Annotated in this window: 18 protein-coding genes; 9 read left to right on the top strand and 9 right to left on the bottom strand. The window is 65.7% G+C overall.

The features are described from left to right. Positions 1 to 8 precede the first annotated feature (8 nt). The 5 genes from L324_RS29085 to L324_RS29065 all read right to left on the bottom strand — a co-directional run bounded on the left by L324_RS29085 (position 9) and on the right by L324_RS29065 (position 8,668). Positions 9 to 1,589: an ABC transporter ATP-binding protein gene (locus tag L324_RS29085; RefSeq protein ID WP_037315773.1), complete on the bottom strand. Its 1,581-nt coding sequence runs from the start codon at positions 1,587 to 1,589 to the stop codon at positions 9 to 11. A 78-nt stretch (positions 1,590 to 1,667) separates the two neighbouring features. Next, a complete protein-coding gene (locus L324_RS29080; protein WP_037315768.1) occupies positions 1,668 to 2,807 on the bottom strand; it encodes a BMP family lipoprotein in 1,140 nt (379 codons plus the stop codon). Positions 2,808 to 3,074: 267 nt separating this feature from the next. After that, complete coding sequence (locus L324_RS29075; protein ID WP_037315764.1) at positions 3,075 to 5,045, bottom strand: NPCBM/NEW2 domain-containing protein; 1,971 nt, start codon at positions 5,043 to 5,045, stop codon at positions 3,075 to 3,077. A gap of 24 nt (positions 5,046 to 5,069) precedes the next feature. Continuing rightward, positions 5,070 to 5,828, bottom strand: coding sequence for a hypothetical protein (locus tag L324_RS29070; protein ID WP_037315758.1), 759 nt, complete (start codon positions 5,826 to 5,828; stop codon positions 5,070 to 5,072). 2 nt (positions 5,829 to 5,830) lie between these two features. Beyond that, positions 5,831 to 8,668: a glycosyl hydrolase family 95 catalytic domain-containing protein gene (locus L324_RS29065; protein WP_037315755.1), complete on the bottom strand. Its 2,838-nt coding sequence runs from the start codon at positions 8,666 to 8,668 to the stop codon at positions 5,831 to 5,833. Between the two features lie 430 nt (positions 8,669 to 9,098). Between L324_RS29065 and sdhC the strand changes: the two genes are divergently transcribed. From sdhC to L324_RS42545, 7 genes are all read left to right on the top strand, one after another. Then, positions 9,099 to 9,542, top strand: a complete 444-nt coding sequence (gene sdhC / locus L324_RS29060; RefSeq protein ID WP_081736504.1) for a succinate dehydrogenase, cytochrome b556 subunit — start codon at positions 9,099 to 9,101, stop codon at positions 9,540 to 9,542. Positions 9,543 to 9,544: 2 nt separating this feature from the next. Further along, a complete protein-coding gene (locus tag L324_RS29055) occupies positions 9,545 to 9,964 on the top strand; it encodes a succinate dehydrogenase hydrophobic membrane anchor subunit (protein ID WP_037315751.1) in 420 nt (139 codons plus the stop codon). A 28-nt stretch (positions 9,965 to 9,992) separates the two neighbouring features. Further along, positions 9,993 to 11,747 carry a succinate dehydrogenase flavoprotein subunit gene (gene sdhA, locus L324_RS29050; protein ID WP_037315748.1) on the top strand — a complete coding sequence of 585 codons (1,755 nt, stop codon included), beginning with the start codon at positions 9,993 to 9,995 and terminating at the stop codon, positions 11,745 to 11,747. Further along, on the top strand, positions 11,747 to 12,517 hold the full coding sequence (locus L324_RS29045; protein ID WP_037315745.1) for a succinate dehydrogenase iron-sulfur subunit: 771 nt from the start codon (positions 11,747 to 11,749) through the stop codon (positions 12,515 to 12,517). The genes sdhA and L324_RS29045 overlap by 1 nt, the downstream gene beginning before the upstream one ends. Before the next feature lie 94 nt (positions 12,518 to 12,611). Continuing rightward, positions 12,612 to 13,064, top strand: coding sequence for a hypothetical protein (locus L324_RS42550; RefSeq protein ID WP_152547035.1), 453 nt, complete (start codon positions 12,612 to 12,614; stop codon positions 13,062 to 13,064). Continuing rightward, a complete protein-coding gene (locus L324_RS41795; protein ID WP_081736503.1) occupies positions 13,061 to 14,350 on the top strand; it encodes a KGGVGR-motif variant AAA ATPase in 1,290 nt (429 codons plus the stop codon). Before L324_RS42550 ends, L324_RS41795 begins: the two co-directional genes overlap by 4 nt. Positions 14,351 to 14,541: 191 nt before the next feature. Further along, positions 14,542 to 15,798, top strand: a complete 1,257-nt coding sequence (locus L324_RS42545) for a hypothetical protein (RefSeq protein ID WP_152547034.1) — start codon at positions 14,542 to 14,544, stop codon at positions 15,796 to 15,798. A 63-nt stretch (positions 15,799 to 15,861) separates the two neighbouring features. Here the strand turns inward: L324_RS42545 and L324_RS29040 are convergent, their stop codons facing one another. Together L324_RS29040 and L324_RS29035 are read right to left on the bottom strand one after the other, a co-directional pair. Beyond that, positions 15,862 to 17,274, bottom strand: coding sequence for a S8 family peptidase (locus L324_RS29040; protein ID WP_037315742.1), 1,413 nt, complete (start codon positions 17,272 to 17,274; stop codon positions 15,862 to 15,864). Between the two features lie 78 nt (positions 17,275 to 17,352). Beyond that, positions 17,353 to 17,607, bottom strand: coding sequence for an SCO4848 family membrane protein (locus L324_RS29035; protein WP_152547033.1), 255 nt, complete (start codon positions 17,605 to 17,607; stop codon positions 17,353 to 17,355). A gap of 43 nt (positions 17,608 to 17,650) precedes the next feature. Between L324_RS29035 and L324_RS29030 the strand changes: the two genes are divergently transcribed. Next, entirely contained in the window at positions 17,651 to 18,889 is a 1,239-nt protein-coding gene (locus L324_RS29030; RefSeq protein ID WP_037315736.1) for a D-alanyl-D-alanine carboxypeptidase family protein, read from the top strand. 51 nt (positions 18,890 to 18,940) lie between these two features. Here the strand turns inward: L324_RS29030 and L324_RS29025 are convergent, their stop codons facing one another. Both L324_RS29025 and trpS read right to left on the bottom strand, forming a co-directional pair. Beyond that, on the bottom strand, positions 18,941 to 19,963 hold the full coding sequence (locus L324_RS29025; RefSeq protein ID WP_037315733.1) for a YhjD/YihY/BrkB family envelope integrity protein: 1,023 nt from the start codon (positions 19,961 to 19,963) through the stop codon (positions 18,941 to 18,943). Between the two features lie 41 nt (positions 19,964 to 20,004). Beyond that, a complete protein-coding gene (trpS, locus tag L324_RS29020; protein ID WP_037315729.1) occupies positions 20,005 to 21,024 on the bottom strand; it encodes a tryptophan--tRNA ligase in 1,020 nt (339 codons plus the stop codon). A 163-nt stretch (positions 21,025 to 21,187) separates the two neighbouring features. Between trpS and L324_RS29015 the strand changes: the two genes are divergently transcribed. Then, positions 21,188 to 21,934, top strand: coding sequence for a S1 family peptidase (locus tag L324_RS29015; protein WP_037315726.1), 747 nt, complete (start codon positions 21,188 to 21,190; stop codon positions 21,932 to 21,934). Positions 21,935 to 22,187: the final 253 nt, after the last annotated feature.

Raw genomic sequence — 22,187 nt, 5'->3', positions numbered from 1 at the left:
GAACCTTTTCACGCCACACCATCCTCTTCGGAGTCTTCGGAGGCACCCGTCATCGCGGAGCCCAGTTGCTGCGGGGTCACGGTCGCGGGGTCGGCCTCGCCGACCAGTCGTCCGCGAAGCATGACCTGAATGGTGTCGGAGAGTCCGATCAGCTCGTCGAGGTCGGCCGAAACCAGCAGGACGGCCAGCCCGGCGGCACGCGCCTGGCGGATCTGTTCCCAGATCAGCGCCTGCGCCCCGACGTCGACGCCGCGCGTCGGATGCGACGCGATCAGCAGCACGGGATTGCCCGAAAGCTCGCGCCCGACGATCAGCTTCTGCTGGTTACCGCCCGAAAGCGCGGCGGCCGGGACTTCGATGCCCGGCGTGCGGACGTCGTACTCCTCGACGATGCGCCGGGTGTCCTCCCGCGCGCCGTCGATGTCGAGCAACTGTCCTTTCGCGACCGGCTCACGCGTCTGGTAGCCGAGAATCCGGTTGACCCACAAGGGTTGCCTGAGCAGGAGGCTGTACCGCGTGCGGTCTTCGGCGATGTAGCCGATCCCTGCCTCGCGGCGGGCGAGCGTCCCCAGTTTGTGCAGTTCGATGGTCTTGCCGTCGGTGTCGACCAGCTCGATCCGGCCGCCGCCCTTGCGCATGCCCATGATCGTCTCGACGAGTTCGGTCTGCCCGTTGCCCTCGACACCGGCGATCCCGAGCACCTCACCCGCGTGCACGGTGAAGGAGATGTGGTCGAGCACGTTCCGCTCGGAACCCTCGACGCTCAGGCAGACGTCGTCCAGGCGGAGGACGTCCCGGTCGGTCACCGTGGACTCGCGGGTCTCGGGGCTGGGCAGCTCCGAACCGACCATCATCTCGGCCAGCTGACGCGAGGTGATCGTCTTCGGATCCGCCGTGCCGACGGTGGTGCCGCGGCGGATCACGGTGACCGTGTCGGCGATCGCGCGCACCTCGTCGAGCTTGTGCGAGATGAAGAGGAAGGTGAAGCCGTCCTTCTGCATGGCGCGGACGGTCTCGAACAGCGCCTCGACCTCCTGCGGCACGAGGACCGCGGTGGGCTCGTCGAGGATGATGATCCGCGCGCCGCGGTAGAGCACCTTGACGATCTCCACCCGCTGGCGGTCGGCGACGCCGAGCTCTTCCAGCAGCGCGTCCGGGCGGGCGTGCAGGCCGACGCGTTCGGCGAGTTCCGCCAGCTTCGCCTTCGCCGCGCGGCCGATGCCGTGCAGGTTCTCCGCGCCGAGGAAGACGTTCTCCCCGACGGTCAGGTTGTCGGCCAGCATGAAGTGCTGGTGGACCATCCCGATACCGGCCTTGATGGCGTCCTGCGGGTTGCGCAGTTTCACCGGTTCGCCGTTGATCGCGATGTCGCCCTCGTCCGGCTGCTGCATGCCGTAGAGGATCTTCATCAGGGTCGATTTGCCCGCGCCGTTCTCGCCGCAGACGGCGTGCACCTCGCCCTTGGTGACGGTGAGGTTGACGTCGGAGTTGGCGACGACACCGGGGAATCGCTTCGTGATCCCGGTCAGCTGCACGGCCGGTTCACCCCGGTCGGGGGCGTCGGTGACCTCGGCCTGGGGAGCGCTCATGAAAAGCCATCCAGTTCTGGGTAAACAGGTTGGGGCTCGGAAGGGGTTACCCTCCCGAGCCCCGCTGCCTGGTGAAGCTTACTTCTGCGGCTTGTCCGAGACGGTGATCGCCCCGGAGACGATCTGCGCCTTGTAGCCTTCGAGCACGTCCTTGATGTCGTCGATCTTGCCGCCGGAGGTGGCGTAGCCGATGCCGTCGACCTTGAGGTCGAACCGCTTCGGCAGCGACGTCAGGTCACCCTTCGCCAGCGCGCGCAGGTAGTCGAACACCGCCACGTCGACGCGCTTGAGCATCGAAGTGATGATGACGTCCTTCGACGCCTCGACCGTCTTCTGGTTGTACTGGTCGGAGTCGACGCCGATGGCCATGGCGTTGTTGGACTTGGCCGCCTCGAAAACGCCCTTACCGGAGGCACCGGCGGCGTGGTAGACGACGTCCGCGCCCTTGGCGATCTGGGCGGCGGCCTTCACGTTGCCCTTCGCCGGGTCCTGGAACCCGGAGAAGTCACCGGCCGGGGTGAGGTACTCGTCCTCGATCTTGGCCTTGCTCGAAGCGGCCTTCACGCCCTGGAGGAAGCCGGCCTCGAACTTCTGGATCAGCGGCGTGTTGACGCCACCGACGAAGCCGACGTGGCACTTCTTCGACTTGTAGGCGGCGGCGACACCGGCCAGGAACGAGCCCTGCTCCTCGGCGAACACCAGCGGGGTGACGTTCGGCGCCTTGACCGAGTCGTCGTCGACGATGGCGAACTGGGTGTTCGGGTACTTCGGCGCGATGGCGCCGACGGCCTTGGCGTAGGCGAAGCCGACCGCGATGACCGGGCTGAAGCCCTGCGAGGCGAGCTGGTCGAGACGCTGCGACTTCGCGGCCTCGTCCTCGGTCGCGGCGGCGGTGCTTTCGGTGACCGACGTGACGCCGAGTTCGGCCTTGGCCTTGTCGGTGCCGGCGGCGGCGGAGTCGTTGAACGACGCGTCACCACGACCGCCGACGTCGAAGGCCAGCGCGACCTTGAGCTTGCTGCCGTCGACCTTCTCGCCGGCCTGGCTGGTGCTCGTCGAAGCGGCGGCCGCGGCGGGCGGCTTCGGCGCGGTCACGCAGCCGGCGGACTGGTCCCCCGTGCTCGCGTTGTTGTTGTTCCCCGCTCCGGAATCCTTCGCGCACCCAGCCAGTACCAGAGCACCGGCCATGGCAGCGGCGGCCAGCGCGGTTCCACGCATGCGACGCAACGTGTGTCTCCCTCCCCGCTGATCCAGCGGATGGTCCGAAGAAACGACCCGGCACTACTGCCGGGTTCGACCGAGGAACGGTACCTAACGGCCGCTTAGCCGCCATAGGAAAGGCACGCTACGTAACACAAACGTTTACTCATGAGTCGTACGCGCGACGAATGGAGTACTTACGGTGATCAAGACGGAGTACTCGCGTGAAGGCCCCCATCCCTCGATTGAGCCGAGGGAAGGGGGCCTTCACGCGCTGTTCAGGGGCTATGCGCAGGTGAGCAGCGGAGACGCCCAGTCACCCCGGTCGTACTGCACCCCGTCGCCACCGTCGGTGAGCACGAGCCGGAGGTACCGGGCGCCGATCAAGCCGGCCTTCAGGGTCGTCGCGGGATCCGCCCAGGTCTTCAGCCCGGAATCCGCGGCCTTGGTCCCGTCCGCGTAAATCTCGAAAGTGGCCGAACCGAGTTTCGTGGCCGGTTCCTTCTCGTCGTCGATCCCGACGTCGACGGTGAACTCCGAGCAGCGGCCGCCGAGGTAGAACACCACTTCGGCGCTCGCGTGCGTCCCGAGGCCCTTGGCGTACCGCGTCCCGTTGATGGTCAGCGGCTTGCCGTCGCGGGCCGGGATCCCGCCGTTCGACAGGTCCTTCTCGACGGGTCCGTACCCGTTCCGCTCCGCGGCCCAGGCGACGTCGCTGGCCCAGACCCGGCCGGACGGCGGCGCCGCGGGCACCGTCACCGGCGAGTCCATGGCTCTCGCGACCTTGCCGAAGCCCACGGTCCAGTAGCCGATCTCGCTGGTCAGCACGGCCTTGGTGCCCGCCGCGCCCGCCGGCGGGGTGAGCCGCCACCGGCCGATCGCGGATTCCCCGGTCGTCAGAAGCCCGCGACGTGGCCCGGCCACCGGTTCGGCCTTCCACCCGGACGGCGCCTTCAGCGAGACCTCCGGGGCGAACACCGGGAGACGGGCCTCATTGGTCGCCCGGACCGCGACCTCGACCGGTTCACCCGCCGGGAGGAGGTCGCCCGGGACGCCGGGCGCCGGACGGCTCAGTTCAAGCCCGCCGCTGACCAGCGGTTCGTGCCGGAACCAGTCGCCACCGGCCTTGACCCGGTAGAGGGCCGTCTCGTGCGGGCCCACCACCGCCGAGATCCGGCCCGCCGTCTGCAGGTCATGCCGGGCCCACAGATCGCGCGCGGTGTACCCGGCCGCGGGCGGCAGCCCGACTTCTCGCGCGTCGGCCGAGATCGTCGCGTTCGCGGAGTTCTCGTTGAACAGCGCCACCGCGACGTCGCCGTTCGCCAGCGGCTTCGCGAACACCCACTTCCCGTCCACGTTGGAAAGCACCTTCGCCTGGACGCCCTTGCGGTCCTGGTCGATCGCGATGATCTCTTCGTTCCGCAGGATGTCGAAATGCTCGGCGGGCACCTTCCGCAGGTCGGCGCCGATGAGCAGCGGCGCGGCCATCATCGACCACAGCGCGAAATGCGTCCTGTACTCCGCCGTGGTCATCCCGCCGTTGCCGACTTCGAGCATGTCCGGATCGTTCCACCGGCCTGGCCCGGCGTAGGCGTCCAGCGGCGCGTTCTGCTTCATCAGCTGGAGCATGCGCGCCCAGTTGTCCTTGATGTCACCGGTGGTCCGCCACAGATGCCCGACACCGGCACCCCATTCCCACGGCTTGTTCTCGCCCCACTCGCAGATCGAGAACACGATCGGGCGGCCGGTCTTCTTCAGCGCGTCCCGCATCTTCGTGTACCGCTCCAGCGCGGGACGGCCCTGGTTGTTGCAGTTGTCGTACTTGAGGTAGTCGACGCCCCAATCGGCGAACGTCCGCGCGTCGGCCTCCTCGTGGTCGAGCCCGCCCGGCATCGTCTTGGCGCAGGTCACCGTGCCGGCGCTGGTGTAGATGCCGAACTTGAGGCCCTTCGAGTGCACGTAGTCGGCGAGCGCCTTGATACCGCCGGGAAAACGGGTCTTGTGCGCCTGCAGCCTGCCCTCGGCGTCGCGCTGTGGCTCCGCCCAGCAGTCGTCGACGTTGACGTATTCGTAGCCCGCGGCCTTGAGCCCTCGCGAGACGAAGATGTCCGCCGTGTCGCGGATCAGGTTCTCGTCGACCTCGCAGCCGGTCGTGTTCCAGTTGTTGAACCCCATCGGCGGGGTCAGCGCCAGTCCGTCGGGCAGTGCCCGGGCTTCGGGCGCCGTCGCCAGCCCCAGCAGGACGACGGCCACCATGACTGCTTTCACGTCGCCGCCCCCTCAGACGAGCTGGTAGGACTTCAGGCCCCGGATGTTCTGGTGGCAGTTCTTGAGGCCGTCCGAGTTCAGGCTCCGGTAGATCCCCCACTTCGGCCGCAGATAGTTCTTGTCCCGCCACAGATCCGCCGTCTTCCGGACGTCGGCGACGGTCTTGGAGCCGTCCTTGAGCACGCAGCGGAGATATCCGCTGTGCGAGGCCTTGAACTCCCAGGACACGTCGATCCACTTGTTCTGCAGCGGCGCGTAATCGGTGAGGTCCGCCTCCGCCCCCGAGTCACCGGCGATGGTCAGGACGCCCTTGCCGCCCTTCATCCTCGGCGTGAGAGTCCACTGTGGAGCGCCGACGTCGGAGACCTTCATCTGGAACAGGTGGGTGAAGGCCGTTGTCGCGGTCAGTTCAGTGGGCCAGTAGGCCTGATACGTGATACGCCAGGTCTCGTTCTGGAGGATCTTGTAGGTCGTGTCGCCCTTGCGCATCCCCTTCGCCTCGTTGCGCTGCCGGTCCGTCGAGGTGTCGACGTCGCGGGTGTGCATGTCGAAACGCCAGTGGTCGCCCTCGGGGTAGATGTGCTTGACGCCGGGATGCGATCCGGCGCGGTCGTCTTCCAGCCCCTCGAACGCGCGCAAGCCGTCTTTCGCCGGGTCGGGACTCCACCTCAAGGTCCAGGCGGCCGCCTCCGCCGTCCCGGTGCCGAACGCGGCAGCGCCGAGTATGCCCGCGCCCAGGACGAGCGCGGTCCGCCGGTCGAGGTTCTCCATGGCTACTTTCCCTTCTCTAAGGTGACCGCGAAAACGTGCGGTCTCGGGGTGGCGGCGGAAGGGAGCGTGACCGACACGACCTCGCGTGCGGGGTCGAGCGGGACACGCTGATGGAAGATGGCGAGCTTCACCGACTGGACACCCGCCCGTGAATGCAGCTGATTCGTGGTGACGGCCTCGCTTTCGCCGAACGCGGCGGCGGCACGCCATCCGGTGAGCCGGAGCGGCACCTCGGCCGATCCGTCCACATAGGACACCTTCAGCGTGGTGACGGCGTTGCCGGTGTCGGCGGCGCCGAGCAGATGCAAGGTGGCGTACTTCCCGGCGGGTAAAGGGATCGTCGCGCCGACGACGTTGTTCGGCGTGCCCTCGCCGCCGTTGACGAACAGGAACGGGACACCGTCGTCGGTGACCTGCCCGGTCTGCGGCAGCTGCGCGGCGGGATAGGTGTTCCCGCCGCCGTCGAAATCGCCGTCCCCGAGGTAGAACTCGCTCGTGACGCCGTCGGAGTTCAGCACCGCGGCCAGGTCCACCGGGACGAGGTCCCCGGCGGGCGGCAGCGCGGGAAGCCCCCACGGCGGCGCGGGCACGGAGATCGGGACCGGCGCGATCGTCGTGTCCGGCCGTCTTCCCCTGGGGTAGACCAGCACCTCGTGGCCGCGCGCGAGTTCGATGGTGACCGTGCCGTCGGGCCGCTGCCGCCAGTTCCGCGCGCCTTCGACCTCGAGCCTTCCCGGTATCGACGGCTTGAGTTTCAGCGGCTCGCCCGCCAGGCTCCGGACACGGACGAACTTCGTGACCCCGTCCTCGCGCACCGCGCTGACCTGGAACGCGCCCTGGGTGAGGAAATCGTGCAAGGTGACGTCACGCCAGGTCGTGGGGAGGGCGGGGAAGATCCGGATCGTGTCGCCCCAGCTCTGGCACAGCATGTCGTGGATCGCTTGCGCGGCGGACAACGGCGTTTCGATGACCGGACCGGCTTCGTAGTACATGGTGTTGGGCTGCGCGAACCGCGTGACGAACGCGCGCAGATGGTTCAGCGCGTCGTCGCCGCGCCCCAGCGCCGCGGAAAGCGAGGCGGCCCCGGTGAAGCTGAACCCGCGCAGCGCGCCTTCGAAGCTGATCCAATGCGCCAGCGACTTCGAGATCAGCTCCGCCTGCGCGGGATCGTCGACGTTGAGCAGGTACAACGGGTAGGCCGCGAGGAGATGCGAGTAGTGGCGGTGCGATTTGGCGAACGGGACGCCGGTGCCGACCATCAAACCGTGTTCGTCGACGGGGAAGTCCACCAGCTTGTCGAGCACTTCCCGCCATTTCGGCGCCAGCGGATCGTCGACCCGCAACGTCTTCGCCGCGTCGAGCAGGGTCCGGCAGCTCCACCGGATCAACGCGAGGTCGTAGTGGCAGTCGGGCGCGCGGCCGTACTCGGGTGAGAACGTCGGCGGCAGATGCAGCCTGCCGTCGGCACCGGGCGCCAGGAAGTGCAGGTAGTAGTTCATCGCCTTGCGCAGCACCGGGAACAGGACGTCGCGCAGGATCGCCACGTCCATGGTGTGGCGGTAGCTCAGCCAGACGTTGTGCAGCAGCCACGGCAGGTCGCCGATCTCGGCGTCCGCGTCCGGCCCCGGCACGCCGACGAATCCGGCGTCGGCGAACCGCGCGTCCGCGCTGCGCCGCAGGCCCATCGAGTCGGCGCGATACTCGGGCCGGAGGCCGTCGATCAGCGTCTGCCTGTTCTCGGCGATGGTGCGCGGGATCGGGTCGAGTTCGAGGTGGTTCGAGCCGTGCACGGGCCAGTATTCGAGCTGGGCATTGAGGTTGTACCAGACCGACGGCCACGGGGTCGGCTCCAGCCAAGGCCCGGTGGTCGCCATGATCGGCGCTTCCGCGCGCGCGGCGGACGCCAGTTTGTACAGCTGGATCCAGTAGAAGCCCTGCAGCTTCGAGTCCGGAATGGACAGAAAGCCGCGACGGTGGAAGGCATGCCACCAGCGCCGGTGAGTCCCCGCCAGAGCGTCCACGGTGGACACTCCCCCGACAACGGACCGCGCTTTTCCCTCCGCCTCCGTGCCCGGATGGCTGTGCGAAGTCGACAGGAGAAGCGTCTTGCCGCCGTGCCCGGCGCGGCGCACCCGGTAGGCCGTCGCGTTCTGCCCACCGGCGACGAGCGGCTGGACGACCACGGTGAGGTCGCCTTCGGTGCGGGTCACCGGCGGCGGGTTCGGCTCGAAGCCTTTCGGCGGCTGCTCGCGGACGATGCGCGGGCTCACCGCGGGGACCGGCGCGAAAGTGAGTCCGAACCCTCGCTCCCCCGCGCTCGGGGCGACGTCCACCACCAGCAGGTCTCGCGTGCCGTGCACGAACGCGCGGATCTCCAGCGTGCCCTTGTCCGTGGTCACGGTCCCGTTGAGTTCGGCGTTCCAGAGGTCAAGTCGCAGCCGGGCGCCGGTGAGTTCACCCACTGGTGTGAGCAGCACCTTCCCGATCGGGAGCCGCGCGACACCCCACTCGTTGCCGAAGCCGGGCCGATGGTCCTGGGATTCGCTGTGGTCGACGGTGAACTTGAGCGCGCCCTGGTCGCGATAAACCTGCGTGCCCAGGAATCCGTTGCCCAGGAACGGCCCCTCGTACCAGGTGCGCGGCAGCCGCTCCCAGCACGGATCCTGACCGGCGAGGAACCGCGACCACTCCGCGTCCGTGCCCATTCCGTGACAAAGGGTCCTGGCCTCGGACAAGGCCGGGGAAGCGGCGGAAGTCGCCGGGAGAAGCGCTCCTAAGAGGACACCGGCGGCCGCGCCGCCGAGCAGGTCGCGTCGCGGGAAGCCGGCGGGCTGGCCCATGGTCACCCCATCGTGAACTCGGCCGAATGATCGGATGTCTGTCCAGCCTGAACATAAGATATGGCATATGACTCGTCAACGATTCGCAGACATGACGACTCATTCGGCCGATCCTGTCGAGCGAGCGTGGATGTCCCGCTCAGAGAGATCCGATGTCCGGCCGCTCAGGCGCCGGTGATCAGGGCACCGACGACGGATCCGGACGGATCAGCCACCCCCGCTCGCGACGGGGTGTGATGTCTGGTCCATCACACAGACGAACCCGGAGGTGAGCCCACCGTGAGGTCCGGGTCTAGCATCTTTTTCATCCACGCTCGATGACCATGATCTCGGCACCGTCGCCGGAGCCGTCCCCAGTGGACGTCCCGGCGGCAGGCGCGGAAACCAGCGGTCAGCGGGCCCAAGCCATGACGTTGGAGGCCGTTCACCGATGTCCACCACGGCTAGCACCGCCTCTGAGGCGGCAGCGAGCGATCGGGCGGGTGCCTCACGCCGGCAAGGGACGTTCTACCGGGGCGACCCCGGTATGTGGTCCTGGGTGCTGCACCGCATCACCGGCGTGCTGACATTCTTCTTCCTCTTCGTGCACGTCCTCGACACCGCGCTCGTGCGCGTGTCGCCCGACACGTACAACGAGGTCATCGAGACCTACAAGACCCCTCTGGTCAACCTCCTCGAGGTCGGCCTGGTCGGCGCGGTGCTGTTCCACGCGCTCAACGGCATCCGGGTCATGCTGGTCGACTTCTGGGAGAAGGGACCGAAGTTCCAGAAGCCGATGCTCTGGACCATCCTGGCCATCTGGGTCGTGGTGATGATTCCCGGTGCCTTCTTCATGATGAAGCGCACCGTCGAGACGCTCTTCGGGGGGAACTGACCATGGCATCCGAAGTTCTCGCACTCGACAAGCCGCGCTCCCCGAAGCGCCCCGCCGCCCGCCGGAGCAACTTCGAGCTCTACAGCTGGCTGTTCATGCGCATCTCGGGCCTCGCCCTGATCGTGCTGGTGCTCGGCCACCTGTTCATCATGAACATCCTCGACGGCGGCGTGCACCGCATCAACTGGGGCTTCGTCGCCGGCCGCTGGGCCTCGCCGTTCTGGCAGTTCTGGGACCTGTCGATGCTGTGGCTCGCCGAAATCCACGGTGGCAACGGGCTGCGCACGATCATCGACGACTACGCCCGCAAGGACAGCACCCGGTTCTGGCTGAAGATCGTGCTCTACGTCTCGATGGTGCTGATCCTCGCCGTCGGCACGATGGTGATCTTCACCTTCGATCCCGGTATCTCGGCCAACTGACGCCCACCACACGTTAAGCGGAGTCCTCATGCAGTTCCACAAGTACGACGTGGTGATCGTCGGCGCCGGTGGCGCCGGGATGCGCGCGGCCATCGAGTCCGGCCAGCGTGCCCGCACCGCGGTCCTCACCAAGCTCTACCCGACGCGTTCGCACACCGGCGCCGCCCAGGGCGGTATGTGCGCCGCGCTGGCGAACGTCGAAGAGGACAACTGGGAGTGGCACACCTTCGACACGATCAAGGGCGGCGACTACCTGGTCGACCAGGACGCCGCCGAGATCATGGCGAAGGAAGCCATCGACGCGGTCCTCGACCTCGAAAAGATGGGCCTGCCGTTCAACCGGACGCCCGAGGGCAAGATCGACCAGCGCCGCTTCGGCGGGCACACCCGTGACCACGGCAAGGCCGCGGTGCGCCGCGCCTGCTACGCCGCGGACCGCACCGGGCACATGATCCTGCAGACGCTGTACCAGAACTGCGTCAAGCACGGCACCGAGTTCTTCAACGAGTTCTACGTGCTCGACCTGGTACTGACCCCGGACGAGGACGGCAACCCCGTCGCCTCCGGCGTCGTCGCCTACGAACTGGCGACCGGTGAACTGCACGTCTTCCAGGCGAAGTCGATCGTGTTCGCCACCGGCGGCGCGGGCAAGATCTTCAAGACGACGTCGAACGCGCACACCCTCACCGGTGACGGCCTCGGCATCATCTTCCGCAAGGGCCTGCCGCTGGAGGACATGGAGTTCTTCCAGTTCCACCCGACAGGTCTCGCCGGGCTCGGCATCCTCATCTCCGAAGCCGTCCGCGGCGAGGGCGGCATCCTCCGCAACGCCGACGGCGAGCGGTTCATGGAGCGCTACGCCCCCACCATCAAGGACCTCGCGCCGCGCGACATCGTCGCCCGGTCGATGGTGCAGGAAGTGCTGCAGGGCCGCGGTTGCGGGCCGAACAAGGACTACGTCGTCCTCGACGTCACGCACATCCCCGAAGAGACCCTGAACGCGAAACTCCCGGACATCATGGAGTTCTCGCGGACGTACCTGGGTGTCGACCCGGTCACCGAACCGGTGCCGGTGTTCCCGACCTGCCACTACGTGATGGGCGGCATCCCGACCAACATCCACGGCGAGGCGTTGCGGGACAACGAGAACGTCATCCCCGGCCTGTACGCCGCGGGTGAGGTGGCGTGCGTGTCCGTGCACGGCTCGAACCGGCTCGGCACCAACTCGCTGCTGGACATCAACGTCTTCGGCCGTCGCGCCGGCATCGCCGCCGCCGAATACGCGCTGGCACACGAGCACGTCGACCTGCCGGAGAACCCGACCAAGGTCGTCGAGGACCAGCTGTCGCTGCTGCTGTCGGAGCACGGGGACGAGCGCGTCGCCGACATCCGTACCGAACTGCAGCGGACGATGGACTCGCACGCTTCGGTGTACCGCACGGAGGACACGCTGAAGCAGGCGCTGACCGACGTGCAGTCGCTGAAGGAGCGGTACAGCCGCATCACCGTGTCGGACAAGGGGAAGCGGTACAACACCGACGTCCTCGAGGCCGTCGAGCTGGGCTTCCTGCTCGAACTCGCCGAAGTCCTGGTCGTCGGCGCCCTGGCGCGCAAGGAATCCCGCGGCGGGCACGCGCGCGAGGACTACCCGAACCGCGACGACACGAACTTCATGCGGCACACCATGGCCTACAAGCAGGGTTCTGAGCTGTCCGCCGACATCCGACTGGACTACAAGCCGGTGACCTTCACCCGCTACGAACCGATGGAGCGGAAGTACTGATGACCACGGCCACCCCCGAGAAGTCGGAGGCCGTGTCCTCCGACCACACGCCGATCACCGTCACACTGAAGATCCTGCGGTTCAACCCCGAGGTCGACACCGAGCCGCACTGGGAGTCCTACGACGTCCCGGCGCAGCGCACCGACCGGCTGCTGAACCTGCTCTTCTACGTGAAGGACTACATCGACGGGACGTTCTCGTTCCGGCGCTCGTGCGCGCACGGCGTCTGCGGTTCCGACGCGATGCAGATCAACGGCATCAACCGGCTGGCGTGCAAGGTCCTGATGAAGGATCTGCTGGAGACCGGCGGCAAGAAGACCGTCATCACCATCGCGCCGATCAAGGGCCTGACGACGCTCAAGGACCTTTACGTCGACATGGACCCGTTCTTCGAGGCGTACCGTGCGGTGAAGCCGTACCTGATCGCCTACGGGAACGAGCCCACGCGCGAGCGGATCCAGTCGCAGGCCGACCGCGACCGGTTCGACGACACGACCAAGTGCATCCTGTGCGCCTGCTGCACGTCCTCGTGCCCGGTCTACTGGAACGACGGCTCGTACTTCGGCCCGGCCGCGATCGTCAACGCGCACCGGTTCATCTTCGACTCGCGTGACGAAGGCGCCGAAGAGCGGCTCGACATCCTGAACGACTCCGAGGGTGTCTGGCGCTGCCGGACGACGTTCAACTGCACCGACGCCTGCCCCCGCGGCATCCAGGTGACCAAGGCGATCCAAGAGGTCAAGCGCGCCCTGCTCTTCAAGCGCGTCTAAACGCTTCTCGCGGTGGCGCGCTGTCTGCCTTCGGACAGCGCGCCACACGCCAGCCTGCCCAACTAAGCCTGGTCATGGCGGTAGCCTGACGCATGTGTCGACTACCACCTACTCTGCGTTCGCTCCTGCTGCGCATCGCCACCTCGACGATGCGGAATACCTCCACGAGGCGAAGCGCTGGGCGAACGCGGACCACCTTACCGGGTTCGCAGCCGAGTGTGGCCTGAAAGCTATTCTGATTTCATACCTCGGCGGCAAGTTGACCACGGGCGGCAAGCCGACCCACGACAATATTCCTTCCGGAAGTAGATCCTACGGCCACATCGACCGACTATGGGATCAGCTTGGCGCAACAGTTACCGGTCGAAATGGCGCCCAATTCAGTGCTCTTATCGCTGCGCCAAACCCATTTTCCTCATGGAAAGTCGACGAACGCTACAGCGATGGCACGCATATCGACGAGACTCGAGTTACTGCACATTTAACTCACGCCAGACGGATCCTTAGCCTGCACGAACAGGCGCGAATCAACGGGGCCATTATATGACAGTAAGGTTTGACGCCGCTTGGAACAATTCGATCGAAGTCGCCAGCGAAATCAGTAGAAACAACCTCGACGTAGTAGTCGTGCGCGACATACTAGGTCGAGTATCCATTTTTGTCGACGGAGATACATCCGCCATCAAAGATGAATTTTCTCGAAAGCTCCGTGAAGCAGCTGGCAATTTTGCCGCCCCTAATCCAATCGTGTCCTCGCTCGAGCTTTACGAGAGTGATGCGGTCATGAAGTCACACGATCTGATCACTCTTTCAGAAGACTCGAATTCGGGTCGACTTTCCATTCTTGAGAGAGGAGTCGTCGGGGCCGACTGGACTCGATCAAATTCACCCTCCCGATTGTGCAGAGCGGCCGTATATGGCTTTAAAGGAGGGGTTGGCAGGTCAACCGCAACTTTTATGCTCGCCCAGTACCTCGCAGATCTCGGTAAATGTGTACTAGTCGTAGATCTGGACTTAGAATCACCCGGAGTCAGCGCGCTCGCCCAAGACGTGCAAAATGTTTCCGAATATGGCATAGTTGACTTTCTCGTCGAATCCGCGGTAGGTAACGCCGACGGCCTGGAGATCGCAAGCAGGAGCCAACTCATCACAGGCAAGAACAATGGAGAGGCCTGGTTAGCCCCCGCCGGAGGACGGGATCTTTCAGGCTATCTAGCAAAACTTAACCGGATTTATGCTGACCTGCCAGCCACCGAAGAACAACCATCGAAAAGTTTCGCAACAAGGCTAGATGAAGCTATCCGCAAAGCGGAGGATACCGTCACAAGCCTGAGCAGAAAACCCGATGTCGTACTACTCGACAGTCGAGCAGGAGTCCACGACATTGCAGCCGTGGTCCTCACCCAGCTTAGCTCGATCAACTTTCTATTCGGCGCCGACAATCCGCAAACATGGACCGGGTATCGCACACTTTTTGAGCAATGGAAGATTTCAGGAAAGGCACGGGAGCTCGGCGAACGAATCCAAATGGTGTCCTCCATGACTCCTGACAAGGATCGGGATCGTTACCTTTCAAGCTTTCGCGACCATGCCCAAGAAGTTTTCTCTGAAACCTTGTACGAGGACACCGACGACAGCGAGTTGGACGCATTCAACTTCTCAGTCGATGATGTGAATGCGCCGCATTCACCACTGCCTATTTCTTTTAATTCTGATCTTGTGGCACTTGACCCTACCAGGCAGCCACATTGGCACAGTCAACAACTTATTCAGGCGGCATTCAAAGACTTCCTACTGCCAGCTTCCCAGCTAATTCTTGGATACGACCAATGATCGATTTATCAACTCGTCAATACCGCCACCTCCTCGAAAAAGCAATTCCTATCACAGCGGACTCTGACACAACAGAAGTCCAACGCGAGACCCTCTTTACCCCCGGAAGTCACAGGAGCGCACTTGAGCCTGACGTCACTGTAGTAAAGGGTGGCCGAGGGGTAGGCAAGACACACTGGTTTAAGGCTCTCATGAATCCCGATCTACGGGAAATTGCTGCCAAAGACTACCAGTTGCCAAGGCTCCTCAAGGTCGAGTCACTGGCGGGGTACGGCTCAGCTCTCGCTCCGACCCAGTACCCAAGCACACGGGCACTTGAAAAATTGACCTCTGCTGGAGTTGCCCCTGTCGACATCTGGACCGTCGTAGCTCTCAAGGCACTGGGCGTACCAGCAGTCAACGATCTTGACTCATGGGAGTCGCGAACTTCCTGGCTTCAAGAAAATCAAGAAGCGGTCGAAGTGGCACTTTCCGACGCCGACCAGGAAGCCGGCAAGACTGGAACGACAAAGCTCTTCCTGTTCGACGCACTCGATCGACTTCATAATAATCGTCGGCAAGCCGATCAGCTAGCGGGCGGAATTCTCGAGTTTGCTCTTAACTTGCGCCTAACAACTCGAAACCTACGCGCAAAGGTATTCATTAGGCATGATATGCTTGAAAGCGCTCAAGGAAATTTTCCGGACGCGTCGAAGTTGGTCTCAAACGCCGCTGACTTAACTTGGTCCCAAGTAAGCTTATACGGCCTACTATTTCAGCATTTAGGCAATGCTGACACATCCGAGGCCGCATTGTTTCGCCAAGCGGAACCGGGTTGGCGAGAACGCAATGACCGCCATGTCCCCCCCGAGCCATTGGTAACAGACTCGACGACCCAGCAGAAGACATTTATTCGCCTCGCGGGGCGATTCATGGGAACAAATCACCGCAAGGGTCACACCTACACGTGGCTGCCAAATCACCTAGCCGACGGAAATGGTCAAACCAGTCCGCGCAGCTTTCTCGTCGCACTTCGAACTGCCGCCGAACGCACTGGGAGTACATACTCCACCCACGAGTTTGCGCTGCACTGGGACGCGATCAAACGCGGTGTCCAGGTTGCCTCGCAAACTCGTGTGAGTGAAATTCAGGAAGACATTCGATGGATTAAGACGGCGATCGATCCTCTTCAGGGCCTACAAGTGCCTATTGAGCAAAGTGACGTCATTGCTCGTTGGACAGAAGTAAAATTGTCGGAAATGCTTGCCAATTTTGCAGAGCAGCCGGATGACGAAGACGACGCTCGAACCGGACCCGCAAATCCAAACAGTTATCCAAAATTGATTACCGAACTAATTGACTTAGGCTTGATGACACGTCGAGCAAACGGAAAATTAGATCTTCCTGATGTCTACAGAATCGCATTTGATCTAGGACGCAAGGGTGGCGTCCCACGAGTACGCACATAGCTGAACCCAGAAAACCCGGGGCCCGCCCGCGAAACGCGGACAGGCCCCGGCAATCGAAAGGAACTACTTCACCGCGTCCAGGGCGTTGACGCGGCCGTGCCCGTAGTACGAGTTGTCCTTCTCCGGGCCTTCACAGACCGGCGCGGCGGTGCCGCACGCGATCGGGTCGGCCTGGTGCTCCAGTAGCCAGCTCAGCAGCCGCGGCGGAGCGTGGCGGTAGCGGGACGCCAGCAGCGCGGCGACACCGGCGGCGTGCGGGGACGCCATCGAGGTGCCGCACTTGGCGCCGTAACCACCGTTGAAGATGGTCGACAGCGGGCAGCCGACCCCCTGTCCGGCGGGCGGCAGCTGGGCGCGGTCGCCACCGGGGGCGGTGACCGAAACGTCGTCACCGTAGTTGCTGTACGACGACTTCGTGCCCGCGTAGCCGATGGCCGAGACGTTGACGACGCCGTCGATGGCCTTGGGCAGGATGCCGCAGCTCTCGTCGATCGGGTGAGGGCGGTTCGGGTCGGTGGTCTGCTCGTCCGGGTCGAAGCCGCTGTTGCCGGCGGCGGCGACGTTCAGCACGCCACGGCCGGTCGAGTAGACCACCGCGCGGCGGACGGCCTCGTACGCGGCCGCGTCGCCCGGCTCCTTCGAGCAGTAGAACATGCCCGGGTCGATGTAGTAGCTGTTGTTCGTGACCGGGAAGCGGTGCTTCGCCGCCCACATGAACCCGCAGACGGCGGCTTCGGGGAGGATCAGGCCGTCGTCGTTCACGACCTTCACCGACGCCAGTTTGACGCCCGGCGCGATACCGGTGAACCCGCGCGCGGTGTCCTTGCCGGCGATCGTCCCGGCGACGTGCGTGCCGTGGTCGGAGTTGGTGGGCGCCCAGGCGGCGGGCGTGGTGTCGGGCGCGCCCGAGTTGCAGCCGGCGGACACCGACGGGTCCAGCGCGGCCTTCAGCGCGGGGTGGGTGGGCTCGATGCCCGAGTCCAGCACGCCGACGGTCACCGAGCTGCTGCCACCGGAGATCTTGTTCGCCTCGGGAGCCTGGATCGCCCGCATGTCCCACTGCTGGGCTGACAGGTCCTCTTCGACCGCGACGCTGGTGGTCTCTTCGGTCTCCTTGGTGTCGACCACGGCGGAGCGGGTCGCCCTGGCGGTGGCCGCCGGCGGGAACGCGACGTCACGGCCGCCCGAGTAGGCGCGGAAGACGCCGATCTTCGCCTGGAAGTCGGCGTTGCGCGAGGTCGCCACGGCGACCCCAATCTCCGGGTAGTACGCGACCTTCTCGCCGCACTTGGCGCGCAGCTCGCTGTCGACCTTGCGTTCCGGGGTGCGCGGGTTGTAGAGCACCACGTAGTTGAACGGCGCGCTCGCGGTGTCGCACTGCGGTGCCGGCGCGGCGCTCGCCGACGGGGCCGCGAACACACTTCCCGCCGCCGCCGCGACGAGCGCGGGGACGAGCAGGCGTCTGATCCGGGACATTCCACCTCCATGATTCGGTGGAGTGAACGTAGGCGAGCCTGAGCCCGGCCACCACCGTCAAAAGGACGACAAACCTGATCAGGCGTCAGCCTTTTCCGCGTCCTGTGACTTGGCGCCACGGAGCGTGCGCAGACCGATCAGGCCGATGATGGTGCCGAGCACGAACGAGACGACCGTCAGCACCGCGTGCACGATGAAGTAGGCGGTGGGCGAGCCGTCGGCGGCCCAGGCGCGGTCGCTGTCCCAGAGGTTCTTGGCGAACGTGATCCAGATGATCCACGACCACACGCCGAAACCCAGCAGGAACATCGAAGTACCTCGCGAAATGCGCATGCCCCTGAGTATGCAGCGAGCCCGGCGACGCTACATTGCTCGGGTGCACAGCGCTATCTCCCGGTCGCTCCTGGTCCTCGTCTCCGGTGTGCTCGCCCTCGCGGTGACGCCGGTGGCCACAGCCGCCCCGAAGCCACCAGCCGAGGCGCAGCCGTGCGCGAACAAATTAGTACCGCCGCCGCCGGTCGACACCTCCGAGAAACCGCGTCCCGGCGCGGCCGTCCCCGCACCGCTGCCGGTCCCGCCCGCCCCGGTGGGCGGCGAACGGATGGCCGAATGCGGGCTGGTGCTCCCCAAGCGCGCGCTGAACCCGCCCGAGGGGACCACCGCCGCGTCCTGGGTCCTGCAGGACCTCGAAACCGGCGACATCATCGCGGCGAAGGATCCGCACGCCCGTCAACGGCCGGCGTCGCTGATCAAGACCCTGCTCGCGCTGGTCGTGGTCACCGAACTGCCGCCACGCAAGGTCGTCGTCCCGACCAAGGAGGACGCCGAGCAGGAGTGCACCTGTGTCGGTATCGCCGCCGGTGGTCAGTACACAGTGGACCAACTGCTGCACGGGCTGCTGATGCATTCCGGAAACGACGCGGCGCACGCGCTCTCCACCGTGCTGGGCGGCGTCGACGCCACCATCGGGAAGATGAACGCCCTCGCCGCCCGCATCGGCGCTACGGACACACGGGCCGCGACGCCGTCCGGACTCGACGGTCCCGGCATGTCGACCTCGGCCTACGACATGAGCCTGATCTTCCACTATGGGATGAAACAGCCGGAATTCGCCCAGGTGGTCAAGACCAAGTCCTTCGAAATCCCGCCCACCGCCGGAAAGCCGGCCATCACGATCTACAACGACAACAAGCTCCTCGGGTCCTATCCCGGGTTCCTCGGCGGGAAGACCGGCTTCACCGACGACTCGCGCCACACCTACGTCGGCGGCGCGCTTCAGAACGGTCACCGGGTTGCGGTCGTGATGCTCCGCGCCGAGCAGCGTCCGACGCGGGTGACCGAACAGGCCGCGAAGCTGCTCGACTACGGCATCGCGCTGCGCGAGGACAAGGCCGAATCGGTCGGGCGGATCGAGTACAAGCCGGCGGACACCGTGGACGCGGGCGTGGCCAAGGCCGCGCCGAACGCCGACGGCGCGTCGAACAGCGGTGCCGCCGTCGCGGCCGAAGACCCGTTCGGGACGGTCGGGTGGATCATCACCCTGGTCGTCTTCCTGATCATCGTGGCGTCGTTCGTCATCGGGCATCAGCGTAAGAAAGCCATGGCCGGCGAGTAGGCACGACGAAGGCCGCCCCTCCGTTCCTTCGGAGAGGCGGCCTTCGTGTTTTCAGGATTTGCGGCGGCCCATCCAGCCCAGCAGCGCCCCGGTCGCGAAGGCGCCACCGACGGCGCCCAGACCAGGCCCTTGCTGGACGGTCACCCTCGGGTGGATGGACACCGGTGGCGGCGGCTCGATGACCGTCTTCAAGTTCTCCTTCGCGGTCGCCGTCCACGCGGTGACGAACAGCAGGAACCTCGAGACGAGGTTCGCGAACACGAGCAGCCCGATCACCGGGCCGAACAGCGTGAACGCCGGTGATTTCGTGACGCTGCCGAGGTAGAGGGTCGCGGCCTGCTGGAGCACGACGAACCCGACAGCGGCGAACACCGCGCCCTTGACCGCGCTGCGCAGCGCGACGTGTTCGCGGGGCAGCCTCGCGATGACCCACAGGAACACCAGCGTGTTCGCGAGCAGACCCAGCAGGATCGTCGCGACCTTCAGCACGAACACCGCCCAGGCCTGCTCTTCCAGACCGACGAGTTCGAGCAGGAACCGGCCGACGCCGCTGCCCGCCGCGGTGAGACCGAACGAGACCACCAGCGCGAGGCCGAGCCCGACCAGCGACAGCAGATCCTTGATCGTCGTCGAAACCAAGGGCAGCTTCTGCTTTTCCTGTCCCCATTGGGCGGTCAGGGCGTCACGCAGGTTCGACATCCAGCCGACACCGGAGTACAGCGCGAGCAGCAGACCGAACACCCCGATGCCGCCGCCGGACTTCAGCGCCGCGCCGATGATGCCGCTGACGAGTTCGCTCAACCCTTCCGGGACCGACTTCTTGATGCCGTCGATGAGCTGGTTCGTCACCGTCTCGTCGCCGGCGAGCACGATCCCGACGATCGCGAAGGCGACCATCAGGATCGGGATCACCGAAAGCACGCTGAAGTAGGTGATGGCCGCGGCGTAGTGATTGCCGTAGCGCTCGGTGAAGGCGTCGTTCGCCCGGATGAGGTGATCGAGCCAGCCGTACTTCCGCCTCAGCCGGGGTAACAGCTTGTCCTCTTCCGGCTTCGCGCCGTCATCTTTCGCCACCAGTAGACGCTAACCACGCCCAAGGCGACCCGCAACGCGAGCTAGCCCGCCGGGGGAAGGAACCCGATGTTCTCGTAGACGTTCCGCAACGTCACCGAAGCGACTTCCCTGGCCCGTTGCGCGCCGAGGGCCAGCGCCTTGTCGAGTTCGGCGACATCATCCATATAGGACTGGACGCGTGCCTGGACCGGCGTGACCCACTCGACGAACGCCTCGGCGACGCCCTTCTTCAGATCGCCGTAACCCTTGCCCTGATACGAGGTTTCCAGCTCGGCGACGGACTGGTCGGTCAGCGCGGAGAGGATCGTCAGCAGGTTCGAGACGCCCGGCTTGTTCTCGGCGTCGAAGACGATCTCGCGGCCGGTGTCGGTGACCGCCGAGCGCACCTTCTTCGCCGACTTCTTGGGGTCCTCGAGCAGCTCGATGAGGCCGTTGCCGGTCGACGAGGACTTGCTCATCTTCGCGGTCGGGTCCTGCAGGTCGTAGATCTTCGCCGTGTCCTTGACGATATGCGGCTCCGGCACGGTGAACGTCTTGCCGTAGCGGTTGTTGAACCGCTGCGCGAGGTTGCGCGTCAGCTCCAGGTGCTGGCGCTGGTCCTCGCCGACGGGGACCTCGTTGGCCTGGTACAGCAAGATGTCCGCGGCCTGCAGGACCGGGTAGGTGAACAGGCCGACACTGGCGCGATCGGTGCCCTGCTTCGCGGCCTTGTCCTTGAACTGCGTCATCCGGCTGGCCTCGCCGAACCCGGTCTGGCACTCCAGCACCCAGCTCAGCTGGGCGTGCTCGGGCACCTGGCTCTGGACGAACAGCGCGCTGCGGGCCGGGTCGACACCGAGCGCGAGCAGCTGCGCGGCCGAGCGGCGCGTGCGATCCCGCAGCACCTTCGGGTCCTGCTCGACGGTGATCGCGTGCAGGTCGACGACCATGTAGAAGGTGTCGTGGGTGTCCTGCAGCCGCACCCATTGCCGCAGCGCACCCAGGTAGTTGCCCAGGTGGAACGAGTCGGCGGTCGGCTGGATCCCGGAGAGCACGCGCGGGCGCTTCAGTTCGTCGGACACGTCCGGATTCTGTCAGGCCGCGCGGTGGCGAGTCACCCGAGGTCGGCCCGGCCGAACGGTCTAAACGGTTAAACGCCACATACTTCCGACGGTTCTGGGCGAGGAGTCCGATTCCTAGCGTTCATGGCACCGGATCTTCCGGCCACACCGAAGGAGAACCCAGATGAAGGCACGATCCCTGCTGATGGGCTTGGCCATCGCGGCCGCGGCCGTGTTCTCGCTCCCGGGCGTCGCGACCGCGACCGAGCCCACCGGCGGCGTCCAGCCGAACATCGTCGGCGGCGGCAACGCGACCCAGGTCTACTCGTTCATGGTGTCGCAGCAGTCGAGCTCCGGCGGCCACCAGTGTGGTGGCTCACTGATCAGCTCGACCTGGGTGGTCACCGCGAAGCACTGTGGCACGCCGTACCAGGTGCGCGTCGGGACCACGAACCGCACCAGCGGCGGCACCGTGGCCCGGGTCGCCCAGCGGATCGCCCACCCGAGCGCCGACCTGGCGCTGCTGCGCCTCTCGACGGCGGTGCCGCAGGCGCCGGTCACGATCGCCGACGCGTCCGGGGCCGTCGGCACCGCGACGCGGATCATCGGCTGGGGCCAGACCTGCGCCCCGCAGGGTGGCTGTGGCGCCCCGATCACCCTGCAGGAACTGAACACCTCGATCGTCTCCGACAGCCGGTGCCTCGGCATCAGCGGCGCCAGCGAGATCTGCACCAACAACCCCAACGGGAACTCGGGCGCCTGCTACGGCGACTCCGGCGGCCCGCAGATCAAGCAGGTCAACGGTGTCTGGCAGCTGATCGGCGCCACGAGCCGCGCCGGGAACAACAGCAGCACCTGCGCGACCGGGCCGTCCATCTACGTGGACGTCCCCTACTTCCGCAGCTGGATCCGCACCAACACCGGAGTCTGATCCGGTTCCCGCGTCGCCCCACCGTCCCCGGGGGCGACGCGGGCCCAGCCGGTTCAGCAAGGAACCGCGCGGAAGTTCGAAAAGCCGCTCCAGCAGCGCGACCGCCTTCAGGGAGTCGCACCGCTCGGGGCGGCTTCTTCCGGTTCGCCAGTAGCTCAAGGTCGCGACACTGACCCGGACGCCCTGCTGGGCGAGCCGGTGGCGGATCCGGTCGAGACCGAGACCGCTGTCCGTGATCGCCCGGTCCAGAGCG

The sequence above is a fragment of the Amycolatopsis orientalis DSM 40040 = KCTC 9412 genome, assembly GCF_000478275.1.
Classification (GTDB): Bacteria; Actinomycetota; Actinomycetes; order Mycobacteriales; family Pseudonocardiaceae; genus Amycolatopsis; species Amycolatopsis orientalis.
The sequence above is the reverse complement of the archived record's forward strand: the minus strand, read 5'-3'. Positions and strand labels throughout refer to the sequence as shown.

Coding starts and splice junctions, on each gene's coding strand:
- L324_RS29035 (WP_152547033.1), bottom strand. CDS start 17,607: ATGCGCATTTCGCGAGGTACTTCGATGTTCCTGCTGGGTTTCGGCGTG.
- L324_RS29015 (WP_037315726.1), top strand. CDS start 21,188: ATGAAGGCACGATCCCTGCTGATGGGCTTGGCCATCGCGGCCGCGGCC.
- L324_RS42545 (WP_152547034.1), top strand. CDS start 14,542: ATGAATCCCGATCTACGGGAAATTGCTGCCAAAGACTACCAGTTGCCA.
- L324_RS29085 (WP_037315773.1), bottom strand. CDS start 1,589: ATGAGCGCTCCCCAGGCCGAGGTCACCGACGCCCCCGACCGGGGTGAA.
- L324_RS29065 (WP_037315755.1), bottom strand. CDS start 8,668: ATGGGCCAGCCCGCCGGCTTCCCGCGACGCGACCTGCTCGGCGGCGCG.
- sdhA (WP_037315748.1), top strand. CDS start 9,993: ATGCAGTTCCACAAGTACGACGTGGTGATCGTCGGCGCCGGTGGCGCC.
- L324_RS29070 (WP_037315758.1), bottom strand. CDS start 5,828: ATGGAGAACCTCGACCGGCGGACCGCGCTCGTCCTGGGCGCGGGCATA.
- L324_RS29055 (WP_037315751.1), top strand. CDS start 9,545: ATGGCATCCGAAGTTCTCGCACTCGACAAGCCGCGCTCCCCGAAGCGC.
- sdhC (WP_081736504.1), top strand. CDS start 9,099: ATGTCCACCACGGCTAGCACCGCCTCTGAGGCGGCAGCGAGCGATCGG.
- L324_RS29075 (WP_037315764.1), bottom strand. CDS start 5,045: ATGGTGGCCGTCGTCCTGCTGGGGCTGGCGACGGCGCCCGAAGCCCGG.
- L324_RS41795 (WP_081736503.1), top strand. CDS start 13,061: ATGACAGTAAGGTTTGACGCCGCTTGGAACAATTCGATCGAAGTCGCC.
- L324_RS29080 (WP_037315768.1), bottom strand. CDS start 2,807: ATGCGTGGAACCGCGCTGGCCGCCGCTGCCATGGCCGGTGCTCTGGTA.
- L324_RS29040 (WP_037315742.1), bottom strand. CDS start 17,274: ATGTCCCGGATCAGACGCCTGCTCGTCCCCGCGCTCGTCGCGGCGGCG.
- L324_RS29045 (WP_037315745.1), top strand. CDS start 11,747: ATGACCACGGCCACCCCCGAGAAGTCGGAGGCCGTGTCCTCCGACCAC.